The organism is Clostridium vincentii (genome assembly GCF_002995745.1).
Classification (GTDB): Bacteria; Bacillota; Clostridia; order Clostridiales; family Clostridiaceae; genus Clostridium; species Clostridium vincentii.
In genome coordinates this window covers 1-25,486 of sequence record NZ_PVXQ01000031.1, presented here as the reverse complement: position 1 = coordinate 25,486, position 25,486 = coordinate 1, and the positions used below count along the sequence as shown (strand labels likewise).

General features: G+C 30.5%; 22 protein-coding genes. 4 read left to right on the top strand and 18 right to left on the bottom strand.

Going from position 1 to position 25,486, the window contains the following annotated elements; genetic code table 11:
• Positions 1–67 precede the first annotated feature (67 nt).
• Together CLVI_RS12730 and CLVI_RS12725 are read right to left on the bottom strand one after the other, a co-directional pair.
• The gene (locus CLVI_RS12730; RefSeq protein ID WP_106060500.1) at positions 68–301 is read right to left on the bottom strand and encodes a hypothetical protein; all 234 of its coding nucleotides are present in this window, start codon (positions 299–301) and stop codon (positions 68–70) included.
• Between the two features lie 65 nt (positions 302–366).
• Positions 367–774: a hypothetical protein gene (locus tag CLVI_RS12725; protein ID WP_207655380.1), complete on the bottom strand. Its 408-nt coding sequence runs from the start codon at positions 772–774 to the stop codon at positions 367–369.
• Between the two features lie 148 nt (positions 775–922).
• Here CLVI_RS12725 and lexA point away from each other — a divergent pair, with 148 nt between their 5' ends.
• Entirely contained in the window at positions 923–1,528 is a 606-nt protein-coding gene (lexA, locus tag CLVI_RS12720; protein WP_106060498.1) for a transcriptional repressor LexA, read from the top strand.
• A 79-nt stretch (positions 1,529–1,607) separates the two neighbouring features.
• Positions 1,608–2,324 (top strand): DUF3267 domain-containing protein, encoded by a 717-nt coding sequence (locus CLVI_RS12715; RefSeq protein WP_106060497.1) that lies wholly within the window; start codon positions 1,608–1,610, stop codon positions 2,322–2,324.
• A 38-nt stretch (positions 2,325–2,362) separates the two neighbouring features.
• On the opposite strand, the gene CLVI_RS12710 is transcribed toward CLVI_RS12715, so the two are convergent.
• The 5 genes from CLVI_RS12710 to mutS are packed head-to-tail and all read right to left on the bottom strand — an operon-like array spanning position 2,363 to position 9,394.
• A complete protein-coding gene (locus CLVI_RS12710) occupies positions 2,363–3,643 on the bottom strand; it encodes a methionine gamma-lyase family protein (protein ID WP_106060496.1) in 1,281 nt (426 codons plus the stop codon).
• A 59-nt stretch (positions 3,644–3,702) separates the two neighbouring features.
• Positions 3,703–3,948 carry an RNA chaperone Hfq gene (gene hfq / locus CLVI_RS12705; RefSeq protein WP_207655382.1) on the bottom strand — a complete coding sequence of 82 codons (246 nt, stop codon included), beginning with the start codon at positions 3,946–3,948 and terminating at the stop codon, positions 3,703–3,705.
• A 48-nt stretch (positions 3,949–3,996) separates the two neighbouring features.
• Positions 3,997–4,920 (bottom strand): tRNA (adenosine(37)-N6)-dimethylallyltransferase MiaA, encoded by a 924-nt coding sequence (miaA, locus tag CLVI_RS12700; RefSeq protein WP_106060514.1) that lies wholly within the window; start codon positions 4,918–4,920, stop codon positions 3,997–3,999.
• A 13-nt stretch (positions 4,921–4,933) separates the two neighbouring features.
• Positions 4,934–6,769, bottom strand: coding sequence for a DNA mismatch repair endonuclease MutL (gene mutL / locus CLVI_RS12695; RefSeq protein WP_106060494.1), 1,836 nt, complete (start codon positions 6,767–6,769; stop codon positions 4,934–4,936).
• A 15-nt stretch (positions 6,770–6,784) separates the two neighbouring features.
• On the bottom strand, positions 6,785–9,394 hold the full coding sequence (mutS, locus tag CLVI_RS12690; protein ID WP_106060493.1) for a DNA mismatch repair protein MutS: 2,610 nt from the start codon (positions 9,392–9,394) through the stop codon (positions 6,785–6,787).
• Positions 9,395–9,610: 216 nt separating this feature from the next.
• On the opposite strand from mutS, the gene CLVI_RS12685 reads away from it, so the two are divergent.
• Entirely contained in the window at positions 9,611–9,955 is a 345-nt protein-coding gene (locus tag CLVI_RS12685; RefSeq protein ID WP_106060492.1) for a phenylpyruvate tautomerase MIF-related protein, read from the top strand.
• A gap of 294 nt (positions 9,956–10,249) precedes the next feature.
• On the opposite strand, the gene CLVI_RS12680 is transcribed toward CLVI_RS12685, so the two are convergent.
• From CLVI_RS12680 to CLVI_RS12645, 8 genes are all read right to left on the bottom strand, one after another.
• Complete coding sequence (locus tag CLVI_RS12680; protein ID WP_106060491.1) at positions 10,250–13,510, bottom strand: DEAD/DEAH box helicase; 3,261 nt, start codon at positions 13,508–13,510, stop codon at positions 10,250–10,252.
• On the bottom strand, positions 13,507–14,859 hold the full coding sequence (gene miaB, locus CLVI_RS12675; RefSeq protein WP_170065666.1) for a tRNA (N6-isopentenyl adenosine(37)-C2)-methylthiotransferase MiaB: 1,353 nt from the start codon (positions 14,857–14,859) through the stop codon (positions 13,507–13,509). The genes CLVI_RS12680 and miaB overlap by 4 nt, the downstream gene beginning before the upstream one ends.
• A 183-nt stretch (positions 14,860–15,042) precedes the next feature.
• The gene (locus CLVI_RS12670; protein ID WP_146127331.1) at positions 15,043–15,930 is read right to left on the bottom strand and encodes a GNAT family N-acetyltransferase; all 888 of its coding nucleotides are present in this window, start codon (positions 15,928–15,930) and stop codon (positions 15,043–15,045) included.
• A 61-nt stretch (positions 15,931–15,991) separates the two neighbouring features.
• Positions 15,992–17,899 carry a bifunctional 4-hydroxy-3-methylbut-2-enyl diphosphate reductase/30S ribosomal protein S1 gene (locus CLVI_RS12665; protein WP_106060489.1) on the bottom strand — a complete coding sequence of 636 codons (1,908 nt, stop codon included), beginning with the start codon at positions 17,897–17,899 and terminating at the stop codon, positions 15,992–15,994.
• Positions 17,900–17,928: 29 nt separating this feature from the next.
• Positions 17,929–18,585, bottom strand: coding sequence for a (d)CMP kinase (cmk, locus tag CLVI_RS12660; RefSeq protein ID WP_106060488.1), 657 nt, complete (start codon positions 18,583–18,585; stop codon positions 17,929–17,931).
• 53 nt (positions 18,586–18,638) lie between these two features.
• Positions 18,639–19,853, bottom strand: a complete 1,215-nt coding sequence (locus CLVI_RS12655; protein WP_106060487.1) for a BaiN/RdsA family NAD(P)/FAD-dependent oxidoreductase — start codon at positions 19,851–19,853, stop codon at positions 18,639–18,641.
• A gap of 117 nt (positions 19,854–19,970) precedes the next feature.
• Positions 19,971–20,786 carry a CAP domain-containing protein gene (locus CLVI_RS12650; RefSeq protein ID WP_170065664.1) on the bottom strand — a complete coding sequence of 272 codons (816 nt, stop codon included), beginning with the start codon at positions 20,784–20,786 and terminating at the stop codon, positions 19,971–19,973.
• A gap of 123 nt (positions 20,787–20,909) precedes the next feature.
• Entirely contained in the window at positions 20,910–21,941 is a 1,032-nt protein-coding gene (locus CLVI_RS12645; protein WP_106060485.1) for a pyruvate kinase, read from the bottom strand.
• 133 nt (positions 21,942–22,074) lie between these two features.
• Between CLVI_RS12645 and CLVI_RS12640 the strand changes: the two genes are divergently transcribed.
• Positions 22,075–23,184, top strand: coding sequence for a DEAD/DEAH box helicase (locus CLVI_RS12640; protein WP_106060484.1), 1,110 nt, complete (start codon positions 22,075–22,077; stop codon positions 23,182–23,184).
• Between the two features lie 82 nt (positions 23,185–23,266).
• On the opposite strand, the gene CLVI_RS12635 is transcribed toward CLVI_RS12640, so the two are convergent.
• The 3 genes from CLVI_RS12635 to CLVI_RS12625 form a co-directional block, all read right to left on the bottom strand.
• The gene (locus CLVI_RS12635; RefSeq protein WP_106060483.1) at positions 23,267–23,800 is read right to left on the bottom strand and encodes a glutathione peroxidase; all 534 of its coding nucleotides are present in this window, start codon (positions 23,798–23,800) and stop codon (positions 23,267–23,269) included.
• 100 nt (positions 23,801–23,900) lie between these two features.
• On the bottom strand, positions 23,901–24,242 hold the full coding sequence (locus tag CLVI_RS12630) for a hypothetical protein (RefSeq protein WP_106060482.1): 342 nt from the start codon (positions 24,240–24,242) through the stop codon (positions 23,901–23,903).
• Between the two features lie 62 nt (positions 24,243–24,304).
• Positions 24,305–25,216, bottom strand: a complete 912-nt coding sequence (locus CLVI_RS12625; RefSeq protein WP_106060481.1) for a ribonuclease Z — start codon at positions 25,214–25,216, stop codon at positions 24,305–24,307.
• Between the last annotated feature and the right edge of the window lie 270 nt (positions 25,217–25,486).

Sequence of the window (25,486 nt, the reverse complement as noted above, 5' to 3'; positions counted from 1 at the left end):
TTTTATTATAAACAAAAAAATCCTACAAGGTAGACATTTTATTAAGTGTCTAATTGTAGGATGCAGTTTAGTTAGGAACAATGTCAGAAGAAGTACTGCCTGGTTCTCCAGTATTGTCTTTTTCAGGTTGAGTACTATTCTCTGCAGGTTGAGTGGTATTCCCTGCGGGTTGATTAGTGCTAGGTTTAGCAGGTTTATTACTAATATCATCTGCAGTCTTATTAGTTCCACAGCCAATCAAAAAAGTTGACAATGCTATTCCAGTAACAAAAACTAAAGAAATAAATCTTTTTTTAAACATAAAATCACCTCTATATTACTATTTCTAAGATATCTTGTGTAATACAGGGTGATTTTATACTATAGTTATTTGTCTTTTAACTTCCTTACTCCTGGAAATATTTCTTCAGTAAACTCTTTAAGAGCTTCATCGTTAAAAAGGTCTACACCTTCTAATTCCCCAATATGATCAAAAGCATCTTCATAATTTTCTTGCGAAAAGTCAAATCCAGTCTCACTTTTAAATTCATCATAAGCCGCATTTAACTTATTCTTTGCATCAAATGAAAACTCTTCATTCATTGATTCCTCTTTTGATTCTATATCATTTTTATATTCTTCTTCAAGAATTGTATTCTCTTCCACTGTTTTAGCAATATCTTCAATTCGTATAGCTTTTGTGTCAATCCCATCTGCTTCTAGACATTTTCCGCAGTTATCGCATATTTTTTTACTGTATAAATCGCAGTAATCATCGTCTGTATATTTTTCCATTATAGATCCACCACCTAATTAAATAATAAACTTCATTATAACAAAGAATTTCTCCTTTAGCAAATTTATAGTAAGAACACTAGTTTTGAGAACATAGGTTTGATATAATAAAACCCTTATGATATAATATAAAAAAAGAGGTGTTATTATGGTTGAAATTAAAGATAAACAAGCAGAAATATATAGATTTTTAATTGACTTTACAGAAAAGAAAGGATATCCGCCTTCAGTTAGAGAAATTTGTGAAGCAGTCTCTTTGAAATCTACTTCAACAGTACATGGACATTTAAAGCGATTAGAAAAGAAAGGGTTAATTAAAAGAGATCCGACAAAACCAAGAGCTTTAGAAATCTTAGAATTAAGTGCATTAAAAAGAGAAATGCTTAATATTCCTATAGTTGGCAAGGTTACAGCTGGAGTTCCTATTCTAGCAACTGAAAATATTGAAGATACTTTTGCAATCCCAATGGACTTCATTAAGCATGATAGAGAGTTATTCATTCTTAAGGTCTCAGGAGAAAGTATGATAAATATTGGTATTAGAGATGGTGATTTAGCTATTATTGAACATGCTGATTCTGCATCTAACGGCGAAATTGTAGTCGCTCTAATAGATGATGAAGCAACAATTAAAAGATTTTTCAAAGAGAACAACCATATAAGATTACAACCTGAGAATGATACAATGGATCCAATTATTGTTGAATCCTGCAGTATATTAGGAAAACTTGTTGGATTATTTAGACAATATTAAGTAATAATATTATGTCAAGAGCTATATATTTAAATATAGCTCTTTTTTATAATCTTTTTGCTTAAGGAGGATATATATAATGTTCGTTTATGGTCCTTTTCCCAATATTGAAATGGAAATTCCAAGTAGGTATCAATTAATAGTTGCAGACACTAATACTATAACTGATCAAAGAAAATATTCCTATCTTATAATGCTTTTTATTTATTTCTTCGCATGTTTTGGACTAGGTTGTAGTATGTATTCTTTCAGTTCCTTATTTATTAATTCTGCTTTTTGGTTTTTAGGATATTTAATTGTAATGAGTTTTATAATAATTCCTATGCATTATTTCATTCATTGCCTATTCTACCCTGTAAAAATAAAAAGCGATGAGTGTTTTATTGGTTTTTATAAAAATCTCTTAACACCTTTTTGTTATTGTAAAAAAGAATTGAGAAGACAACGACTTATTATTTCAAGTGTAGTCCCTTTTGTTGTACTTACAATAATACCTTTAATTGCTTTTATCAATTTAGATACTAATATGTGCTTGTATGCCTTGATTTGCGTAAATGCGCTTCTATCATCTTTCGATATATATGATGCTTATGTGCTTATACGAAAAATCCCCAAGGGTGATAAACTTATCATTAAATCAAATAATACTTATTATACTATTTTAGATACTTTAGATGTTGCAGATACTTTAGATGGTGTAGATACTTTAGATGTTGTAAATACTTTAGATATTGTAGACACTTTAGATGTTGTAGACACTTTAGATGTTGTAGACGCTTTAGATGTGAAACAATAAAAGCTGGCTAGTTTTAAATACTAGCCAGCTTTTATTTATTATCCCAGCACTTTATTTAATGCTATTAGAATTCCTATTTTAGCATGATCAAAAGTTAATCCACCTTGAAGATATGCTATATAAGGTTCTCTAATTGGAGCATCAGCTGATAATTCAATTGAAGATCCTTGTACAAATGCACCTGCTGCCATTATAATTTTATCTTTATATCCAGGCATTTCCCAAGGTTCACATTGTACATAACTATCGATTGGTGACCCATATTGTATTCCCTTGCAAAAGTCAACGACCAGATCTTCTTTACCAAATTTTATAGCTTGTATAATATCACTTCTCTTATCATCAAACTTAGGTAATACTTCAAATCCTGCAAGCTCCATAATTCTTGAGCAAAAAATTGCACCCTTAACAGCTTCCATAGATACGTGAGGGGCTAAAAATAGCCCTTGGAAAAGTGTTCTCATAAGTCCAAAAGTAGCTCCACACTCCCCTCCTATTCCAGGGATAGTTAATCTATATGCTGCTTGTTTAACTAATTCCTCTTTCCCTACTATATATCCACCAGCTGGAGCGATTCCTCCACCAATATTTTTAATTAATGAACCTGCTATTATATCAGCGCCTACATCTGTAGGTTCAATTACATCAATAAATTCTCCATAGCAGTTATCTACAAAGACATTAACATCTTTCCTTAGATTCTTAATATATGAAATTACTTCTCCAATCTCGGAAACTAAGAAGGAATTTCTCCATCCATAACCTGTACTTCTTTGAATATGTACTATTTTTATAGAACCATCTTCTAGGGCTTCTTTTATTTTTTCAAAGTCGAATTTTCCTTTTTCAGTTAAGTCAACTTGTCCATAATTTATTCCATATTCCTTTAGTGATCCTATTTTTTCATCACCGCTAATACCAATGATACTATGAAGAGTATCATAAGGTTTTCCGGATACGCAAAGCAATTTATCTCCTGGTCGTAAATTCCCGAATAAGGCTGCTCCTATGGCATGTGTCCCATTTACAAAATGAGGTCTAACAATTGCAGCTTCTGCATTAAAAATCCTTGCATACACTTTATCTAAGGAATCTCTTCCTATATCATCATAACCATAACCTGAAGAATTAGTGAAGTGAGCATCACTTATCCTTTCTTGTTGAAATGCCTTTAAGACTTTAAGTTGATTAAATTCTCTAATCTCATCGTACATTTTAAATTGACCTTCTACATCCTTTATAGCTCTTTCATATAAATCTAAGGTCTCATCTTTTAATTTGTAGTTTGTTTTTAATAAATCTTTAGTTTGTTGTAACATAGTATCCTCCGTTAAATATAAATCAATAAAAAAAGTGAAAGTAAATCTTTCACCTTTTATTATAGTTCAGTTTCATTTTCACTCTCTGTAAATAGTATAGGTTTTGATGGAGTTACTGTAGTAATCGCATGCTTATAAATAAGCATTTGTTCACCTTCCTGATCTAATACAACTGTAAATGGATCAAATCCTTTTACTAAACCCTTAAGCTTAAATCCGTTTGCTAAATAAATAACCACCTGGATTTTATTTTTCCTTGCATTGTTTAAAAATATATCTTGTAAATTATTTTGTTGTTTATTCATCATATAAGCACCTCCATTTTTAATCTTAACCTTATTATACCCTTGTTGTTAGCTGATGTCATCTATAATTTTAGAGACTATCTCCTTAAGGGTGCACGTATCTTTATCTAAAAAAACTGCTCTAGGATCGCGTCTAAACCAGGTTAATTGCCTCTTGGCATAATTTCTTGATCCTTGTTTAATCATTTCTACAGCTTCTATAATAGATATCTTTCCTTCAAGATAAAAGAATACTTCCTTGTACCCTATCCCCTGTATTGATTGCATATTAGAATTATATCCTCGTTCCTTAAGCTTTATACATTCCTCTAAAAGTCCCTTTTCCATCATCATGTCTACTCTTTTATTAATATTTTCATAAAGTTTATCTCTATCCATTGTTAAGACAAAAAAATGAATATCATATTCTGAATTGTAAAAGTCACTTCCTGAATTATAAGAGCTAAATGGTTTTCCAGTTTTCTTATATACTTCTAAAGCTCTTATTACTCGTTTAACATTATTAGCATGAATTTCTTTAAAGCTAATTGGGTCAATATCCTTTAACATTTCATGAAGAGACTCATTCCCATTTTCATCTACTAATTTCTGTAATTCTAATCTGTAATTTTCATCCCTATCGGTTTCAGAAAAATTCATATTGCAAGTTAAAGCGTTAATATAAAGACCGGTCCCTCCTACAATCATGGGGATTTTATCTAGTGCTATAATATCTTCTAGAGCCTTAAAGCCTCCATCTTTAAAATCAGAGACGGAGAATTCGTCAGAAGGAAGCACAACATCTATCATATGATGAGGTACTTGGGACATTTCCTCTTCACTTATTTTACCAGACCCTATATCCATATACTTATATATTTGCATAGAATCTGCTGATATTATCTCAGCATTTAGTTTTTTTGCAATCTCTATAGAAAGTTCCGTTTTTCCAACTCCTGTAGGACCTGCTATTACTAGTAGTTTCTTTTTCATCTTCTCCATCATCTTATACTATCCTTTTAAATTTTTTTTCTAAATCATAATTACTAAACTTTATTATAGTCGGTCTACCATGGGGGCAATGGAAAGGGTCATCGATGTATCTAAGTTCCTCAACTAGCTTTAGCATTTCAATTTCTGATAGGGAATCATTTCCCTTAACTGCAGCTTTACATGCCATGGTAGCTATTCTATTATATTTAACATCTACTGTTTTTCCAGTACCTAAGTTCTTTAAATCATCTAATATATTTATAAATAAGCCCTTAGGATCTAATTTACCTAAGAAGTAAGGTACTTCTTTAAGACTTAATGTATTACCTCCAAAAGCTTCAAGCATGAAACCAGCAGTTTTAAATACGTCGTAATTCTCCTCATAGTTTGCATAGTCATCTATTGTTAAATCTATAATTGTTGGAATTAGCAAAGGTTGAACTATTAAGCTTGCATTTTCTATATTTTTTAGGTACTTTTCAAAAAGGATTTTTTCATGAGCCGCATGTTGGTCTATCATATATAGGACCTCATCATACTCTCCTAAAATATAAGTTTTATTAAATTGGCCTATTAACTTTATAGGTGGAAATTTCGCCGTTTTTCCAATAGTTAAAGCTTCATCTTTGCTTTCAACGTTAAAGGGTATAGAGGTTTCCTTTATTAATTCATTTGTAGGATCTCGAACAACTTCATTTTTTAAATCTAAGGGAAGTGTAACCTCTAGCCTATCCTTCTTTTCTAAAGATAATAGTGCTACCTTTTCATCACCAAGTTGTTTAATATCAAGTTTTAATTCCTCTATCTTAAATGAAATATCTTCATTAATCTTTTCCTCAGGTAGTCTGAAATTCGAAAAGACTTTTTCTTTTAAAGCAGAATGAACAGCCTCAAAAACCTGTTTAAATATTATTCTATCATCTGTAAATTTAATTTCTGCCTTAGTTGGATGAATATTTACGTCTATTAGATCAGGATAAATATCTATAAATATAATAAAGAAAGGAAATTTATTTACAGTGCTAAAAGATTTAAAGGCATGTTCAACTGCAACAGCAATTGACTTATGCTTTATATATCTTCCATTAACAAAGATACTTTGATTATTCCTTGAGCCTCTAGCTATTTCTTCAGTTCCTATGTATCCATAAAGTGTGATTATATCATCTATCTTTTCAAAATAAACTAAATTATCACTTATGTTTTTACCATATACTGTTCTTAATACATCCTTTAAATCATCAGTTCCATAGGTATGAACTATCTTTTTTCCACTATTATATAATTTGAAACTTATATTTGGATTAGCTAGTGCTGCTTTGTTAACCACGTCTGTAATTAGAGTAGATTCTCTTGATAAGGTCTTTAGAAACTTCTTCCTAGCTGGAACATTAAAAAATATGTCCCTAACCTCGAGTGATGTCCCTTTATTACTTCCGCATTCTTTAAACTCTTTAATTACTCCACCCTCTATAATAAGTTCACGGCCAAAATCCTCTTCCCCAATTCTAGATTTCACATTAACCAATGAAACTGCAGCAATAGATGGAAGTGCTTCCCCTCTGAAACCTAAAGTTTTTATAGAGAAGATATCCTCTGAGTCTTTTATCTTACTTGTTGCATGAGGAAGGAAGGCTTTTTTTAGATCCTCTGGATAGATACCATCTCCATCATCTATTATCCTTATTAGGGAAGTACCACCCTCTTCTATTTCAACAGTGATGTTTTTAGCATTAGCATCTATACTATTTTCTATAAGTTCCTTAACAACAGAGGATGGTCTTTCTATAACTTCTCCAGCGGCTATTTTATTTGAGGTATCTTCATCAAGTAAATTTATTCTATTCATAGATAGAATCCCCTCCTATTTTAATTTTTTTGCTTCTCCAATATACTTAAACAATGCATTCATTGCATCCATAGGTGTCATATTTAAAACATCACAATTTGCTAAGTCCCCAAGGAGAGATTCCTTTTCCATATAAGTAAAATCTAATTGCATAGAGTCTTCTACTTGGATCTTTACCTGCGCGGTTTCAATGGTATCTTTAGTCTTTTCTATATAGGGTTTAGTATCTCCCTCTAATGAAGCTAATATCTCTTTAGCACGATTAATTAACTCTTGAGGTAGTCCTGCAAGTTTAGCAACTTCAATTCCATAGGACTGGTCTGCTCCACCCTCTACTATTTTTCTAAGAAATACTACTTTATCATCTATTTCCTTAACTGCAACAGAGTAATTCTTTACTCCTTTAATACTATCCTCAAGTTTTGTAAGTTCATGATAGTGAGTAGCAAATAATGTTTTGCATTTTAAATTTTTGTTATGGGTGATATATTCTATAACTGCCCAAGCTATACTTAACCCATCATATGTAGATGTTCCCCTACCTACTTCATCAAGAAGTACAAAACTTTTATTGGTAGCATTCTTTAATATGTTAGACACTTCCCACATTTCAACCATAAAGGTTGACTTACCTCCAGCTAAATCATCAGAGGCACCTATTCGAGTAAATATTTTATCACAGACTGAAATGTTAGCTGACTTTGCTGGAACAAATGATCCAACCTGTGCCATAAGGGTAATAAGAGCTACTTGTCTCATATATGTTGATTTACCAGCCATATTAGGACCTGTAATTAAAAGCAGCTGATTATCTTCCTGGTTAATTAAACTATCATTAGAAACAAATTCTCCAAGGCCTATGACCTTCTCAACAACTGGATGTCTTCCATCTTTAATATCTATAAACCCTTCTTCATTTATGCTGGGCTTAACATAATCATTTTCTAAAGCTATTTGTGCTAAGGCGGATAGTGAATCTAGGTTCCCTATAATTCTAGCACTTTGTTTTAATCTTGAAATTTGATCTTCTACAATTTTTCGTATGGATTGGAAGAGTTCATATTCTAGGTTAATTAATTTCTCCTCTGCTCCTAAAATTTTCTCCTCCATTTCCTTAAGCTCTTGAGTAATATATCTTTCTGCATTAGATAGGGTTTGTTTTCTTATATATCTTCCCTCTGGAATTGAGGAGTAATTAGATTTTGATATCTCTATATAATATCCAAAGACTCTATTATATCCTACTTTAAGGGACCTAATACCAGTAAATTCTCTCTCACTATTTTCTAAAGATGCTATCCATTCCTTACCGTGGAGTTTTGCTTGTCTAAGCGTATCAACTTCTTCATTATATCCATCATTTATTATATTTCCTTCCTTCAAAGCAATAGATGGATCAGCTAATATGCTTGCCTTTAATAGGTCTTTAATATCTATAAGTTCATCTAAATCATTATAGTATTCCTTTAGTAAGTTTGAGGATGCTTCCTTTAAAGATTCCTTTATAGATGGTATTTTTTCAAGAGACGATCTTAAAGACACCATGTCCTTACCATTTACATTAACGCTAGAAATTTTGCCTACAATACGTTCCATATCATAAATTTCTTTTAATGCAGATCTAATATCCTCATTTAATGACAGGTTATTATAAAGCTCTTCAACTCCATTTAGCCTTTTATCAATTTCAGATTTAATTATAAGAGGTTCATCAATCCATCTTCTTAAAGATCGTCCCCCCATGGATGTACATGTCTTATCCATTACCCATAAAAGAGAGCCCTTTTTACCCTTATCTCGAATACTTTCAGTAAGCTCTAAATTTCTACGAGAGTTACTATCTATAGTCATGTAATTAATAATGTCATAATGTTCTAAAAAATTAATATTAGGTAAACTTATTTTTTGAGTCTCATTTATATACTTTAATAATACCTTTGAAGCCTTTTTGCATGTTTCATCTAAGGAATTAACTTCAGCATCTGAAAATTGTTCTATCAATTCCTTATCTGAAATAGTAAATTCAGAAAAATTTCTTTCTGTTACATAAAGATTTAATATTTCATCAATTTCTTTTACTAATTCCTTGGAAGTCCCCTCTGCTATAAGTATCTCCTTTGGAGCAATTTTTGAAAGCTCGTCTAATAAAGTAGTTTTTATGTTTGTAAAGGAAGTAGTCTTAAACTCTCCTGTACTTATATCTGTTGATGCAATTCCAATTTTATTTCCATCTTCGTATATGCAAACTAAGTAAATATTAGAATTTTCAAGAGTTGTATTCTTATCTATGTATGTTCCAGGGGTAATGACCTTAATAACATCCCGTTTAACAATACCTTTAGCTGCGGAAGGATTCTCTATTTGCTCACATATAGCGACCTTATATCCTTTTGCTATTAGCCTAGATATGTAGTTAGCTGCTGCATGATATGGAATTCCACACATTGGTGCTTTAGCATCTAATCCACAATCTCTACCAGTTAATACAAGCTCAAGTTCTTTAGATGCTGTTTTTGCATCTTCAAAGAACATTTCATAAAAATCTCCTAATCTATAAAATAAAATACAGTCTTTATATTTTTCTTTAATATCGAAATATTGTATCATCATTGGCGTTAGTGCCATTTAAAATCACCTCATAATTAATTGTATATAAAACACTAGGGTTTTACAGCCTTTATAGTGATTATACTATAATTGAATATTAATATAAAGAAAACTAGCCTAATAGGACAAAATAGAAAATATATATTAAAAGTTAAGACTTTTTTGTAGCGTATTTTCCTTGAATTTATATATTAATAAATAGGGAAGATTAAATAAAAGACGGGAGGATAAAATATGCCATACATTGATAGTAAAGTAACAATAGCTCTTTCAGAAAGAGACAAAGAAATGTTAAAAAAAGAACTTGGTAAAATAGTGGATGATATTCCTGGCAAGTCGGAAAAATTTCTAATGATTGGATTTCAAGATAAATATTCATTATATTTTAAAGGTCAAAAATTAGATTATGGTGCTTTCGTAGAGGTAAAACTATTTGGAGGTGTTTCAGAAGATTCTTTAAAAAAGGTTATTGAGGATATATCTAAACTTTATAGTGAGGAGCTTAACATTCCTCAGAATGCAATATATGTTAAGTTTGAAGAGGTTGATACCTGGGGATGGAACGGTAAAACATTTTAATAAGATAATATCTACTTAAACAGAAAAAAGTCATATAGCTGGGGAGCAAATATGACTTTTTCCTTAAAATACCTTTTACAAATATGAGTTTATCAAAAAAAGAGAGGAGAAAATGACTTTGTTAAAGATTTCTTTTTCAAGAAATAAAGGAGTTTGGTGAAATTAATTTTTTCATTTTCTACCCTCTTAAAATTGATATAAAAAAAAGGGCATTTTTCGGCGAATAAATTCGCTAAAAAACACCTTTGTTTTCTATTATTATATCTTCTGAGATTAATTTTGTAAAGGTTTATTTTAAATATTTTTAGAAAATAATGATAAGATATCATTTTCTTGCAAGCTACTTAAAGATCCGCCTAAGTCTACTTTTCCCCCTACAACTTTATCTATTAAAAGCTTCTTTTGTTCTTGAAGATCAACTATCTTTTCTTCTATACTTCCTTCTGCTATCATTTTAATAACTTGAACAACTTTTCTTTGCCCTATTCTATGAGCTCTATCTGTAGCTTGTTCCTCTACTGCTGGATTCCACCATGGATCAAAATGTATTACTATATCAGCACTAGTTAAATTTAAACCTGTTCCGCCTGCTTTTAAGGATATTAAAAATACTGAGGTGTTGTCCTCATTAAAATCCTCAACTAGCTTTCCACGGAGTTTAGAAGGCGTGCTGCCATCTAAATAAGTGAAAGTTACATCATTCTCTTTAAATCTTTTAGCTATATTTTTTAAGACAGAGGTAAATTGTGAAAATACAAGTATTTTATGTCCTTCGTCAATCCCTTGAATTACTGTTTCAAGCAAGGCATCTATCTTACCACTTCCTCCATCGTAATTATCCATAACTACTGAAGGATCTAAACATATTTGTCGAAGCTTGGTTATATATGAAAGTATTTCTATCTTACTCTTTTTGAATTCATCGTCCTTAACCTTATTCTCAATTAACTCCTGGGCATATTTTGCATAGGTAGTGTAGACTACTAACTGCTTTTCATCCATAGGAACAATTAAATTCTTTTCTATCTTATCTGGAAGCTCTTTTATAACATCTTTTTTATATCGTCTTAGAATAAAAGGCTTGATAAGTCTAGTAAGCTCTTCTATTATAACATCCTCTTCCTCAAGTCTCCTGTGATATCTTGCAGCAAATCTTTTTTCATTATAAAGATATCCTGGCATTATAAAATCGAATATTGACCATAACTCCATAAGGGAATTTTCAATTGGTGTACCTGTTAATGCAAACTTTCTGGTAGCCTTTATTCCCTTTGCTGTTTTTGCATTTTGAGAAGAAGGGTTTTTTATATTTTGTGCTTCATCTAAAATACAGTAGTCAAACTCAATAGTTTCATAAATATCCGCATCTCTTTTTAAAAGATTATAAGTAGTTATATATGCATCATATTTTTGAGTGCTTCTTAGTAGGTCTTCCCTATCATTTTTCGAACCATTTAAAATAGCAATCTTCATAGTAGGTGCAAATTTTTTAAATTCATTATTCCAGTTATAAACAAGAGATGTGGGTGCAACAATCAGAGTGCTTTTTCCTTTGTTTGAAGCAAGGAAAGTTATAGTTTGAAGAGTTTTACCTAATCCCATTTCATCACCAAGAATTCCTCCAAATCCTAAGAAATCTAAGGTCTTCAGCCAATAATATCCATCCTTTTGATAATTTCTAAGGTTTGCATTAATATCATCAGGTAATATGAAATTAGTATTTTTCAAGTCGTTCAAAGAGTTTTTCAAAGCCTTTAAGCCTCGTCTCCCCTTTACATATTTAATCTCTTCATCCTCTAGATAATCCTCTAGGTAAATACCCTTGCTTTTATGAAAATTCAGTACATTTTCTTCAAGGTTATTATCTTTTTCTAGCGAATCAAGTAGTTTTAAAAATTTCTTCATTTCTATTTCTTCAAGATCTAGAAATTCACCGGATTTTAGCCTATAGTACTTCTTGCTATCTCTAAATGCATTAAGTATATAAGCATTCTCTTCCTTTGGAATATCTCCAAGTTTAAACTTAAATTCAAAATAATCATATTTACCCTTTTTAACATCACCTTTGAAGGCACCATCGTGAAAAGTTTTAATTCCTGTAAATCTATCTGAATAATAAACTTCACCAAGTTCTTGTATGTCTTTCACTTGGTCTTTAAAAAAGCTGAATATATGTTCTTCATCCTTGAAAAAGATGAATTTATCATTTACAGATTCAAATCCAAGCTCTCTTAATTTCATTAAGACCTTATCCTCTGCATTTTTATCTCTATAAATTACTTTTTCTTCATATGTATCAAAGTAATTAAATTCATATTTATCATAAAGAACCTTTAAAGTTAAATGAATTTCCTCATCTTTATCAAAATAAAATTTAAACTTCGCTGGTGCTATAACAACCTTATTACTTAATCTAGTAGATAGTTCTATTTCACCAGTTACTTTTTGAATAGAAGGGATTAGTTCTCTTAACACACGATCTTCTTCTGCTTTTGTAAAAAATATTGTATTTCCATGATTAAAAGCTTCAATATATGGGGTTAAGCCCTCCATTTGATTATCTGGCGGAAGATATATTATTGTATCATAAAGATAAATATCACCAATATCAGATAAAGCTTCAGGTACTCCCCGTACAGCTTCAAGTTTCAACATATTTCCTACTTCTTTAAGTTTCATTGGAAATGGGATTGGACCATTTATTATTTCTGTTTCTAATTGTCTTGAATAAAAACCTGATCCTAAGTAAACTCTATGATGGCAAATTATATTCATAAATTGCCTTAGTAGAGCCTTAGGTATTGTAATTTGCTTTCCTAGAACTAATTTCTCATTAACCTTTTTATAGGAACTTGAGGAGAAATCTATTTCTTTTAATAACTCTATAAACTCAATTATTTTTTTATCCTTAATATTTAACCCTTGCTCTTTAATGTTAAAAACAAAATCTTTACCATAGGTTATTGGAATGTTATTGTTTATTGCTACCAAAAAACCATCAATATCCTTTAAAGAATATAACTTATTCGACTTCATACCTTTAAGGCCTATTTTAAACTCTGCAGCAATCTTTCCTGACCAAGAAATCCTGTTAATTACTACTTCTAATTTAACTTCATGTATTTTTTTATCGTTTCCTAATAAAAAATCTAAAATAGAGCTTTCAGTTGCTGCAATAAGGCGTTCCTTAGGTTCTTGCATATTCAACCTATCCTTTAGGTCTAGCTCCTCATCCAAATCAAGAATAAATTTATAAAAGGTTGCTGTTAAGTGTTTGCAACAATATCCTCTTTGTTTAGATGAACTTTTCTCAAAGTCCACGCAACTGCAACTAGTAAATAAAACCTCTTTGCTAAATCTATCTATATCAAGCTTACAAGAATATTGACTATATAATTCCTCAGAAATGACTGAGCTTAAAACATAAATACAATCCTCATTTGAATCATATTTTATATTAGATATTAGATCATTTTTCAATATTCTGTGTGCAGCATGATCCTTTTTTCCATAAGTGCTTTTCTTAAACCCCTCTATTAAGGCTTGTTTAATCATTCTTCTACTAGTTCCCCAAACAATGAGTTGGGTTGTGCTCTGTTAATTTTAACATTAACAAGGGTTCCTATATTACTTGAATCTCCAATATATTTTACAAGTCTGCCATCTCTAGTCCTTCCCATAAGATTAGTTTCATCATTTTTGCTTGTACCTTCCACAAGAACCTCTACAACTCGTCCTTCATAGTACTTATTCTTATTTACAACACTTGCATTTACAGCTTCTAAAACTTTATTAAACCTTTCATGTTTTATGTTTTCTGGAATTTGATCTTCCATCTTATCCGCTGGAGTATTATTTCTTCTTGAATATATAAAAGTAAAAGCTGAATCAAATTGAACTTCCTTAATAAGGCTTATTGTATCTTCTACATCTTTATCAGTTTCACCAGGAAAACCTATAATAAAATCTGTAGAAATTGAACAGTCAGGCATTTCCTCTTTAATTTTATTCATTACTTCTAAATATCTAGCTCTATCATAATGCCTATTCATACTTTTCAATAAAGTATCTGAACCACTTTGAACTGGTAGATGTATTTGATGACAAGCCTTTTCACATTCCTTAACCGCCATAATTACGTCATCAGTTAAATCCTTAGGGTGAGAAGATATAAATCTAATTCTAGCAAGACCGTCTATTGTATTAACTTTTCTTAAAAGGGCAGCAAAGTTAATATCTTCATCTAGACCCTTACCGTAGGAGTTAACATTTTGACCAAGTAAGGTTATTTCTTTATATCCCTTTGATATAAGATCCTCAATTTCCTTTATTATATCTTCAGATTTTCTACTTCTTTCTCTTCCACGAACATAGGGAACTACACAATATGTACAAAAATTATTACAACCATACATAATAGTAACATAGGCTTTAATTGAACTTTCACGCTCAACTGGAATTCCTTCAATTATCGCAGCCTCTTTATCAAATATTTCTTTAACTTGTACCCCTTCTGTTTTGACTCTATTTAAATATTCAGGGAACTTATGTGAATTATGCGTTCCAAAAATTATATCTACATAAGGAAATTTCTTTAATACTTTGTCAGCCATGCCCTCTTGTTGCATCATACAACCACAAATTCCAATAATTAAATCTTTATTTTTTCTTTTTAATTCTTTTAAGGCTCCAATGTTGCCATAAACCTTATTTTCCGCATTCTCTCTAACACAACAAGTATTAAATAATATAATACTTGCTTCTTCTCTTTTGTCAATTCTTGTATATCCACTTCTTTTAAGCATACCAGAAAGTTTCTCAGAATCTTCTTCATTCATCTGACATCCATAAGTAGCAATAAAGAATGTTTTTGGTTTCATTTCAATATGTATATTTGTATTCATAATAAACTCCTTTTCATATAAATTTCACTGCTTTCACTGTAGTATATTATAACAAAGTTGAAAGACTAGGTAAACATGTATAATTATTTTTAAACACCTCTTTATTATGCACTAAAAAAGCATCTAAAATCATAGATGCTTTCAAATTAAACATAAAATTCAGGTTACAAGACATATAAATCTTTACCTAACAAATTCTTTGCTCCATAACCAGGTAGAAAATTTACCAACTTCCCTAAATCCAACCTTGTCATAAAGCTTTTTAGCTGCAAAATTATCATGGTCTACCCTTATGAATATATTATCTATCCCCTTTTTTTTAGCTAAATTAACAAGTTCACATATTAATGACTCGCCATAACCTCTAGCTCTAAATCCTTGAAGAATTCCGAAATTTACAAGTGTATACATTTCTCTACTATAAATAATTTGACCATATCCAATTATCCTATTATTTAATTTAATAAAGATGGAAAGATCCTCTAAGTAATAATCCTGCTTTTCATCATAATAAATATCTTCAATAGATAGGGGTATTCTACTATCCTCTTTAAAAATTGCATTTTGAAGGTTACATCTAATTTGTGCATCATTTTTAGGATTATATAAACTATAGGATATCTTTGTGTTAATAGGCTTAGGCATTGTATCTTTAGGATTAACACTCATTAAATAAGTAAGTCTAATTCTAGTTAAAGAAAGCTTCTTCAGAAGATTTAATGAATAGGCATTTTCTAAACATTCATAAGTAATTATGCTACTATCCAAAACTAGAAGTAGTCTTGAATTAAAGTGTGTCAAATATTCTTCTTTAATAAACATATCACAAATTACGGTGTTTTTTGGTGAAGGATTTTCAATCCAAAGATACCCTACATAATTATCACTAACTTTAATAAGCTTTATTAATTTACGCATTATAAATTTGAAAATAAAGCTTTTATTATCATAATATTTGTAGAAATCTTCTCTATAGTCTACTTTTTCCTTTGATTCCTTAAGTAAAGATTTAAAGTTTTCAAAATTACTGCTATTTAACCTCTCAAAGGTCACCATACTATAATACCCCATTTCAAAAAGCAAAAGAACTCCCTATATTTATATATGGGAGTTCTGAAATTAAATTCCTATTTTAAACATCTTTAATGCTTAAGCTAACTCTCTTGTTTTCTGCATCTACTGATAGAATCTTAGCTTTAACCTCTTCTCCAATAGTTAATACTTCGGATGGATGTAATACTCTATCATAGCTTATTTTAGAAATATGAACTAATCCATCTAACCCTGGCTCCAATTCTATGAAAGCACCAAAATCATTTAATCTAACAACTTTACCTAGAACTACAGAATCTTCAGGATACTTTTCAGTTACATTTTCCCATGGTTCAGGTGTTAATTGTTTTATACTTAAAGAGAGCTTGTTTGCTTCCTTATTTAAGTCAATAATTTTAAGATCTAATATATCACCTTTTTTTAATACTTCTTCAGCCTTATTTATATGTTTCCATGAAATTTGAGAAAGATGAATTAACCCATCAATTCCATTTACTTGAGCAAAGGCACCGAATTTTGCAAATCTTTTAATTTCACCTTTTACAATGTCCCCTACATTAAAGCCAGACCATGCTATTTCTTCAATCTTTGCGATTTCAGCTTCAAGTATAACCCTTCTTGACGCAATTATTTTTGAAGTTCTACCAAGTGAGAATTCTATTAATTTAACTTTAAGAATCTGTCCTTTTAAGTAGTCTTTATTATCTATGAATTTAGTATCAATTTGAGATGCAGGAATAAAAATTCTTGCTCCCTTAAAATAGGATACTAATCCCTTCTCTTTAATTTCATCAACTTTAGCGTCAAAAATTGTACCATTATCAAATAAAGTTTGCAATTCAACATAAGCAGCATCTTTTTCAAATTCTAATCTTGAAAGGACTACATAACCATCGCTATTTTGAAGCTTAATTACTTTGGCTTTTATTGTGTCACCTATACATAGCTTTTCAGCCATTTCAGTTGAATCACATAATGTAGTTAATTCTCTAAAAGAAATAACACCATCGGATTTATATCCAACAAGAGATACTAATATTTCATCTCTTGTTTTCGAAAGTATTTCACCTTCTACTTCATCTCCTATTATAAATCGCTTGTCCATTTGATCCATCATTTGTAGTTGATCTTCCTTGTTATTTATCTCATCTTGCATAATATTAATAACCCCCCTAATTATCCACTCTGGCGTTGATGCGCCGGCGGTAATTCCAATACTTTTAAAATTATTATTATATATGTATTCTTCTGGAAGTTCAGAAGAATTCTCAACATGTATAGTATGGACACAATTTTCTTTTGAAATATTATATAGTTTAGTAGTATTAGAGCTATTTTTGCCACCAACGACTATCATAGCATCAACTTTTTTTGATAGCTCTTCAGCACTTTCTTGTCTTTCGGTAGTTGCTAAACAAATCGTATTAAATGTCAGTACTTCCAATTCTTTAGATGCTAAAGTATCTAAAGTTTTATCCCAATTCTCTTTTTTTTCTGTTGTTTGAGAAACAGCACATATTTTATTATATAAATTATCAGGCAATAATCCATCTTTTGTAATTATGGCCTTGTTATCACACCAACCATTTATCCCCATTACTTCAGGATGATTTTCGTCTCCAAGGATAACAATATCATACCCTTCTTTTGAAAATTTTTCCACCTTTTTTTGAATATTTGTTACAAAGGGGCAAGTAGCATTCTTAACAATTAAACCTCTTTTCTCAAGTTCAGTAAAAACTTCTTTTGCCACTCCGTGGGACCTAATAACAATGACATCACCATTCTCTAAGGTGTCTATATTTTCTAGACTAATTGAAAATATATTATTATCCTCTAGGTGTTTTACAACATCATTGTTATGAATTAAAGGTCCAAGAGTATAAATTTTTTTATTATATTGTTTTTGAATTTTAAGAGCTTCTGCTACTGCTCTTTCAACACCAAAACAGAAACCAGCATTTTTAGCTATTTTTATTATTCTCATATGTCATAACTCCTAAAAATATATAATTACTAATAAATCCTCTTCAATATATATGAATTGATTTTTTCACAAACTTGATTAATATTAAGTCCTGTTGTATCTACCTCTATAGCATCGTCAGCCTTTTTTAATGGATCAGTTTCTCTATGGGTATCCGCATAATCTCTATTTTTAATATCCTGCAGAATTCCTTCATAAGAACATTCTATATTTCTTTCAGATAATTCTTTAAATCTTCTAACTGCTCTTTCCTCTGGTGTGGCTGTTAAAAAAAATTTAAAAGGAGAATCCTTAAGTACAACAGTTCCGATATCACGACCATCCATAATAACATTAAATTCATGAGACATATCTCTTTGAATTTTAACAAGGATTTTCCGAACCTCTGGTATGGAAGCGTAAGCAGAAACTTGAGAACTAATACTTGGCATAGTTATTTTATCTTGAATATTTTTTTCATTTAAAATCAAATCATCATTTTCAAATTTCATTTTCATTGTTTTAAGTAAGCTACATATTTCTCCAACATTCGCAGGAGATAAGCCATTTTCATTTGATTTAAGAGCTACAGCTCTATACATGGCTCCTGTATTTATGTACATTAAATTAAATTTTTTAGCTACTATTTTAGCAATGGTACTCTTTCCTGCTCCAGCAGGTCCATCTATTGCCACGGATATTCTCATGATGCATTTCCACCCTTCTTTGCAATATAAATAAATTTATTATTTCATTTAACTTAAATATTTGTGCCTGCAATGTATCCAGTTGATAACGCAATTTGCACGTTATATCCCCCGGTAAAAGCATCAACATCTATAACTTCTCCTGCAAGTGATAAATTTTTTATAATCTTAGATTTCATTGTTGAGGGATCAATCTCTTTTGTATCAACTCCACCTGCAGTAACAATAGCTTCAGCAATATTTCTCAAGCCTTTTACTTTCATTTTTAAATTTTTAATAAGTTCTACCAGCCTTTTTCTTTCTTCCTTAGTAATCTCATTTACTTTTTTAGTTTCAAGAATATTAGAAAGGTTTATTATAACTGGAATTAATTTCTTTGGCAAAAGATCATCTAAGCAATTTTTAAAATCTTTGTTAATAAATTTTTTGAAATCCTTTTGAATTCTTTTATCAAGTTCAATATCATCTAAACCAGGTTTTAAATCAATTGATAAAGTATAATTATTACTATTTTTAACATATCTACTGGCACTTAAAATCAATGGTCCTGATACTCCGAAATGTGTGAATAACATTTCTCCTAGATTCTTATAAACAGACTTATCTCCTTCAAAAATGGTAGCTTCCACATTTTTCAATGAAAGGCCCATTAATTCAGGAACCCATTTATCACAAGTCTCAATTGGAACTAAAGATGGTTTAAGGTCAATAATTTTATGACCAAGCTTTTCAGAAAATCTTTGGCCATCTCCCCTGGAACCAGTTAAAGGATAAGATGCTCCTCCTGTAGCTAGAATAAAATAATCTCCCTTAATATGTTCATTATCATTTACTATAACTTCTTTAATTAAATTATTTTCAGTTACTAAACTTGTTACTTTATGATTTAACAATATTTTTACGTTAGCCTTACTAAGTCCGTTAGATAATCCTCTAATAATATCTGAGGATTTGTCTGTATCGGGAAATACTCTTCCGCCTCTTTCTACTTTAACCTTTATTCCCTCATCTTCAAAAAATTTCATTGTGTCTTCATTAGTGAATGTATAAAGAGAACTATATAAAAAATGTGGATTTCCAGGAATAAAGTCAAAAAATTCAGAAATATCCTTTGCATTTGTTACATTGCAACGACCTTTCCCTGTGATATACAATTTTTTGCCTATTCTTTCATTTCCATCTAATAAAATCACTTCATTATTCTTGCCAGCTGTAATAGCTGCCATCATTCCTGCTGGACCTGCTCCAACTACGATTACCCTGCTCATTTGTAAAGCCTCCTTCATTAAGTCACTTAATTTTACTATAATAAGGAGAAAAGTTAAAGTGATATAAATAAAATAAGCAGGACAATTTTGTCCTGCTTATTTTTATACCACTTATTACTATGCTGTATAGAAAATTTGAGTTGCATATAATTTATTGTTTCTATAAGTAACACCAATTCCTATTTCTTTGTAATCTTTATTTAATATATTAGCTTTATGCCCTGGTGAATTCATCCAAGAGTTGTTAATAGCTGTACCGCTAGCACTACTTGCTGATGAACCTGTCATAGTATATATATTTTCACCAACTCTAGAATATTTCCATCCATCTCTTTTAGCTATATCGGATATATATCCATTAGTAGGTGATTTGTGATCAAAATAATTTAAGTTAAGCATCTCCAATGATTTACTTCTAGCATAACCATTAGCTGTATTATTTCTTGTTAACGGTTGTAATCCTGCTTTGGCTCTTTCATTATTAGTAGCTGTAAAAATTTCGTCTTCTACTTTAGCTAGATAATCACCCTCAGTAGCGGTTGTCCCACTGTTGTCATTAGTAGTAGGTGCAGGTGCTGGAGTGGGTTCTGGTGTTTGAGTAGGTGTTGTTGTTTGAGTAGGTGTAGGTGTTGGTGTCGGCGTTTGTGTAGTAGGAGTTTGCGGAGTTTCATTAGTTGGTGTACTAGGAACAGTACCTCCATCCCCTGCTGTTTCAGTAGTAACATCATTATTTAAAGGTAATATATTTTCATCTACTGGAACTTCTACATTAGTTGAATCTTTAGTTTCTTGGGTGTTTTCAGAAATCTCAGCCTCACTAGTTGTAGAAGCTTTATCGGGAAGTCCTATAGATTTATCAATATTAGCTCCTAAGCCTAAGCTTGTAAACCCTAAAAGTATACTTATAATGTAACTTATTGCTTTGAATTTCATGTACATCACTCCTTATCTTTTGCTCTTTATAAGCTTGCCATTACTATACGTTACAAGGACAAGCTTTTCCATAGTAGAGATTTGGAGATAGACTTACTATTAGCCTATTATGGCAATATATAACTATGTTGTTATATATTTTAATATTAGTTCTTTTAATTTTTTAATTACTAAAACAGGCTCATTTGAAATAGTTATCTCAGTACTAAGCATAAATCCATCAACCTTATTCTTAGTAAAATTATAAATGTCATTTACCTCTGCTAAGGATGGAGGATTCCCTCGCTTCATAGAATCTAAAACATATGTGCCAATTATTAAAGGCTTTTTATTTGATTGCATCTTCGCTATTATATTTTGCTGCATTATTGGAATATCCTCTATAGTAGCCTCACCGTTTAAATCTCCACGACCAATTAAAATCCCATCACTATATTCCAAAATTTCATCAAAGTTTTCTACCCCTTCCATACATTCAATCTTTGCCCATATATTAATGTTTTTGAAATTCTGTTTATCTTTTTTAATTCTATTTATGTATTCTCTAACCTCTATCATATCTCGAACAGAGGTTACATAGGATAAGCATATTATATCCACGCCTATTTCTATACCCCAGGATATATCATTCTTATCTTTATTAGTAAGTCGTAATTCTTGTCTTTTTAATAATGGAGCATTTACTCCCTTTTCTGCTCTTAGTATTCCTCCTCGTTCAGTTATTGCATATATGTATCCTGACTTTTGTGCAATTAACTTAAACTCCATTGTTGCATCCTTCATTAAAATTATCTTTACGTTTTTAAAATCTGCAAATACTCCTTCATAGCTTAGGGGGATAACTTTAATTTTCTGGATTTTTTCTTTAGATATAAGTTCTTCATAATCATTATCTAAGCAAAATATAACTTTATCCCCTTTATACACCTTATGTTCTTTATTAAACTTTCTCGAAATTCTAAGTTTATTTCCTTGTAAATCTTGCAGGATCTTCATCTCTGGGTAAGTTTTTTGAATACCATTAATTAATTTTCTAAACTTGATATAGTCAACGTGGGAAAAATTAAATCTTGGCATTGTCATTCCAGCCTTAACATAGGCATGAACTTCTTCCATTGTATTTACTCTTGGTCCAATGGAGCATATTAAGTCCATATATCAAACTCCTATCTATTATATTCTCATATATTCATATGAATTAACGCTTTAAGATATGTTTATATTAGGAATATAGGGATTCTTGTGTTATCATAGTATGACGAAATATATAAATGAAAGGTTGCAAATAATGAATTTTATAGAATTAGGCATTAATCAAGAGATGGTTACAAAATTAAATAGTCAAGGGATTAAAACTCCTACACCTATTCAAGGTAAATGTATTCCTATTATAATAGACGGGAAAGATGTAATAGCTGTGGCTGCAACAGGTACTGGGAAAACTTTAGGGTTTTTACTACCAGTTTTTGAAAATATAAATTCAAAGTCAAAGGATATACAGGTTTTAATATTGACTCCTACTAGGGAACTTGCTCTTCAGATTTCTAAGGAAGCTGAGAGCTTAAAGGAAGGAACAGATATTAATATTTTAGCGGCTTATGGAGGTAAGGATATTGGCTCTCAACTTAATAAACTTAAGGGTAATATTCATATAGTAATAGCCACCCCTGGTAGACTATTAGACCATTTAGCAAGGAAAACAATATCTTTATCAAAGATTAAAACTTTTGTTTTAGATGAAGCTGACCAAATGTTATTAATGGGATTTAAAAATGATGTTGAAGATATTAAGAAGGAATGCCCGAAGAAACATCAAACCCTTTGCTTTTCCGCCACAATGGATTCTCAAGTGAAGAAATTAGCGTATAGATATATGAATGAGCCTTCTGTAGTATCTATTCAAAGTGCTAGAGTAACCTTGGATAATATAAAGCAAGAGGTTGTAGAAACTACCGATAGATGGAAGCAAGCTTCACTAAAAAAAGCTTTAAGTGAAGATAATCCTTTTATGGCTCTAATTTTTTGTAGAACTAAGCGCAGAGCTGATGATCTAGAATTAGGTCTTGGTCAAGCCGGTTACGATGTAGTTAAATTACATAGTGATGTTCCTCAAAATAAGAGAGAAAGAATAATGAAAAATTTTAGAGATGCTAAAATACAATATTTGATCGCAACTGATGTTGCATCTAGAGGTATAGACATAACAGGTGTTTCACACATATACAATTATGATATTCCTGAAACTGTGGAAGCTTATATACATAGAATAGGAAGAACAGGAAGAGCTGGTGAAGAGGGATATACTTGCTTATTTATTGATCCCAAAGATAAACATCTTTTAGATCAAATTGAGAACAAAATTAAGATGAAAATTACAAGACGAGAAATTACATTATAGAAAATAGAAAGAGTCCAAATCTAAGATTTGGACTCTTTCTTATTATATTATTTACAGTATTAAATACTAATGTTTTACTTAATTAATTTATTAATTTATTAATTTTTTCTTCTATTTTTGCTGGCTCATATGTTGGAGCAAATCTTTCAATAACATTACCGTTCTTATCTACAAGAAACTTTGTGAAGTTCCATTTAATATCATTTCCAGTTGTATCAAATCCAAGCTTTGATAATTTGTCATATAATCCTTCTGATGATGCATCCTCAGTTGCATTAGGGGCTTCTTTCTTTAAAAACTTATATAAATCATCTGTATTTTCACCATTAACATCTATCTTAGCAAATCTATCAAAAGTTGTACTGTATGTTAACTCACAAAAATTAGCAATTTCTTCATTACTTTCTGGTGCTTGTTCGAAAAATTGATTACATGGGAAATCTAATATCTCGAATTCAGTATGCTCATATTTATCATAAAGTTTCTGAAGTCCTTCATATTGTGGTGTAAGGCCACAGCCTGTTGCTGTATTAACTATTAATAGTACCTTTCCTTTATAATCTTTCATTGAAATTTCATTACCTTTATTATTTTTTACATTATAGTTATATATCATATTGCTCACTCCTTATGTGTATAAATTTAATACAATTTAATTTAGTTCAATTGATTTGTTGATTCAATTATAAGTTTTATAATTATAATTGTCAATATAATTAGTTTATTTGATTTTTAAAATTAATATATACTTCTTCAGGTATTTTAACATCATCTAATGAAATTTTGCTTGGATTATGTAGTAAAGAATATTCTTCTATCCAGAGGTTGCTATCAATTATTCTATATTTATTTATTGGTTTACTGGGATCCTCATCATTTACTTCTTCTAATTCCTGGTAAGGAGTTAGAACTACTATCCGCCTACAGGGTTCATCCATTTCAGTAAATATATTAAAAAAACTGTTGTAGTTATCAAAACTTTTTGTAGATGTAACTACCTTTAAATACACTCCTAGTTCTTTTGCGACGTCTGTTGCTTTTATAAAATTCGAACTCATCTTATGTACCACCTTTTAATGAATATGATTAATGCTTATATTTTACATTATACCATGTCTTTTTACTCTTCAAAATTCAATGTGAATTTCATTCTATCCTCACCAATCAGCGTATTGTTAAAAACATCAGTAGCATTTGTCAAATATTCACTAGGCTCCAGGATTGCAGGTGAAAAATGAGTTAGCAGCAGTGTTTTTACATTACCTGTTTTAGCAAGTATAGCTGATTCTTTAAAAGTCATATGTTTATTTCTTATTGCTTTTTCTATATCTAAATCATTACCATAGGTCCCTTCACAAATAAAAAAGTCACTATCTTTTATAAATTCTACAATCTCATCTTTTGGTCTAGTATCAGTTACAAAACTTAGTTTTATACCCTTTCTTTCTTCACCCATAACCATTAAAGGATTATATCTTTTACCTTGATAATTTATAGAATCCTTCGATTTTTGTAGTTTATTCCAAAGAATTTTAGGAACATCATTTTTTTTTGCTCTATCCATATCAAACCTAGGATTTCTTTTAAAGTAAAACCTATATCCAACGCAGGGGGACGAATGATCTAATTCTAGGGTAGAACATAATACTTCTCCCTCTAAAAGTTCCAAATCATTTTCGCCTACTTCTATTATCTCAATATCATAGGGCAAGTATTGTGCTACTACTCTAAGACCGTTAACTGCAGCTGTTATACCTTTTGGACCTAATATTTTCAGAGGCTGTCTTCTTTCACTATTTCCAATAGTGGATAAGAGACCTGGCAATCCGATTATATGATCTCCATGAATATGAGTTATGCAAATTATATCTATATTTTTAAAGCCGGTTTTAGCTATTTTCATAGATACCTGAGTTCCTTCACCACAATCAATTAAAATCTTTCTGCCTTTATAATTTATTAGAAGAGATGATAGAAATCTCTCTGGAATAGGCATTCCACCACCACAACCTAATAGCGTTAAATCTACCAATTAATTTTCACCTGCCTTTTTCATTGTTTACTCTAGTATATCCTAATTTTAAAAAAAGAATTTTTCACTAAGTCAATTGGTAAAGTATGGTACAATATATTTATAAAACACATAAATGAGATAATATATTATCTGATGAATCTATAATCGAGTAGGAGCTAAATAATTATTTTATTTAGCGTCCTCTCACACCACCGTGCATACCGTTCGGTACACGGCGGTTCATTAGAAATTAATGTATCTTTTGATATTTGCTTGTTAGGCTAACGA

Excerpts from the sequence above, each read along its gene's own strand:
- CLVI_RS12685 (WP_106060492.1), top strand. The coding sequence starts at position 9,611 with ATGCCATACATTGATAGTAAAGTAACAATAGCTCTTTCAGAAAGAGAC.
- mutL (WP_106060494.1), bottom strand. The coding sequence starts at position 6,769 with ATGAATAGAATAAATTTACTTGATGAAGATACCTCAAATAAAATAGCC.
- miaB (WP_170065666.1), bottom strand. The coding sequence starts at position 14,859 with ATGAATACAAATATACATATTGAAATGAAACCAAAAACATTCTTTATT.
- hfq (WP_207655382.1), bottom strand. The coding sequence starts at position 3,948 with ATGAATAAACAACAAAATAATTTACAAGATATATTTTTAAACAATGCA.
- cmk (WP_106060488.1), bottom strand. The coding sequence starts at position 18,585 with ATGAGAATATCCGTGGCAATAGATGGACCTGCTGGAGCAGGAAAGAGT.
- CLVI_RS12725 (WP_207655380.1), bottom strand. The coding sequence starts at position 774 with ATGGAAAAATATACAGACGATGATTACTGCGATTTATACAGTAAAAAA.
- CLVI_RS12635 (WP_106060483.1), bottom strand. The coding sequence starts at position 23,800 with ATGATATATAACTATAATGTAAAAAATAATAAAGGTAATGAAATTTCA.
- CLVI_RS12710 (WP_106060496.1), bottom strand. The coding sequence starts at position 3,643 with ATGTTACAACAAACTAAAGATTTATTAAAAACAAACTACAAATTAAAA.
- CLVI_RS12655 (WP_106060487.1), bottom strand. The coding sequence starts at position 19,853 with ATGAGCAGGGTAATCGTAGTTGGAGCAGGTCCAGCAGGAATGATGGCA.
- CLVI_RS12665 (WP_106060489.1), bottom strand. The coding sequence starts at position 17,899 with ATGAGAATAATAAAAATAGCTAAAAATGCTGGTTTCTGTTTTGGTGTT.
- CLVI_RS12650 (WP_170065664.1), bottom strand. The coding sequence starts at position 20,786 with ATGAAATTCAAAGCAATAAGTTACATTATAAGTATACTTTTAGGGTTT.
- CLVI_RS12645 (WP_106060485.1), bottom strand. The coding sequence starts at position 21,941 with ATGGACTTAATATGCTCCATTGGACCAAGAGTAAATACAATGGAAGAA.
- lexA (WP_106060498.1), top strand. The coding sequence starts at position 923 with ATGGTTGAAATTAAAGATAAACAAGCAGAAATATATAGATTTTTAATT.
- CLVI_RS12730 (WP_106060500.1), bottom strand. The coding sequence starts at position 301 with ATGTTTAAAAAAAGATTTATTTCTTTAGTTTTTGTTACTGGAATAGCA.
- mutS (WP_106060493.1), bottom strand. The coding sequence starts at position 9,394 with ATGGCACTAACGCCAATGATGATACAATATTTCGATATTAAAGAAAAA.
- CLVI_RS12640 (WP_106060484.1), top strand. The coding sequence starts at position 22,075 with ATGAATTTTATAGAATTAGGCATTAATCAAGAGATGGTTACAAAATTA.
- CLVI_RS12670 (WP_146127331.1), bottom strand. The coding sequence starts at position 15,930 with ATGGGGTATTATAGTATGGTGACCTTTGAGAGGTTAAATAGCAGTAAT.
- miaA (WP_106060514.1), bottom strand. The coding sequence starts at position 4,920 with ATGAAAAAGAAACTACTAGTAATAGCAGGTCCTACAGGAGTTGGAAAA.
- CLVI_RS12680 (WP_106060491.1), bottom strand. The coding sequence starts at position 13,510 with ATGATTAAACAAGCCTTAATAGAGGGGTTTAAGAAAAGCACTTATGGA.
- CLVI_RS12630 (WP_106060482.1), bottom strand. The coding sequence starts at position 24,242 with ATGAGTTCGAATTTTATAAAAGCAACAGACGTCGCAAAAGAACTAGGA.
- CLVI_RS12715 (WP_106060497.1), top strand. The coding sequence starts at position 1,608 with ATGTTCGTTTATGGTCCTTTTCCCAATATTGAAATGGAAATTCCAAGT.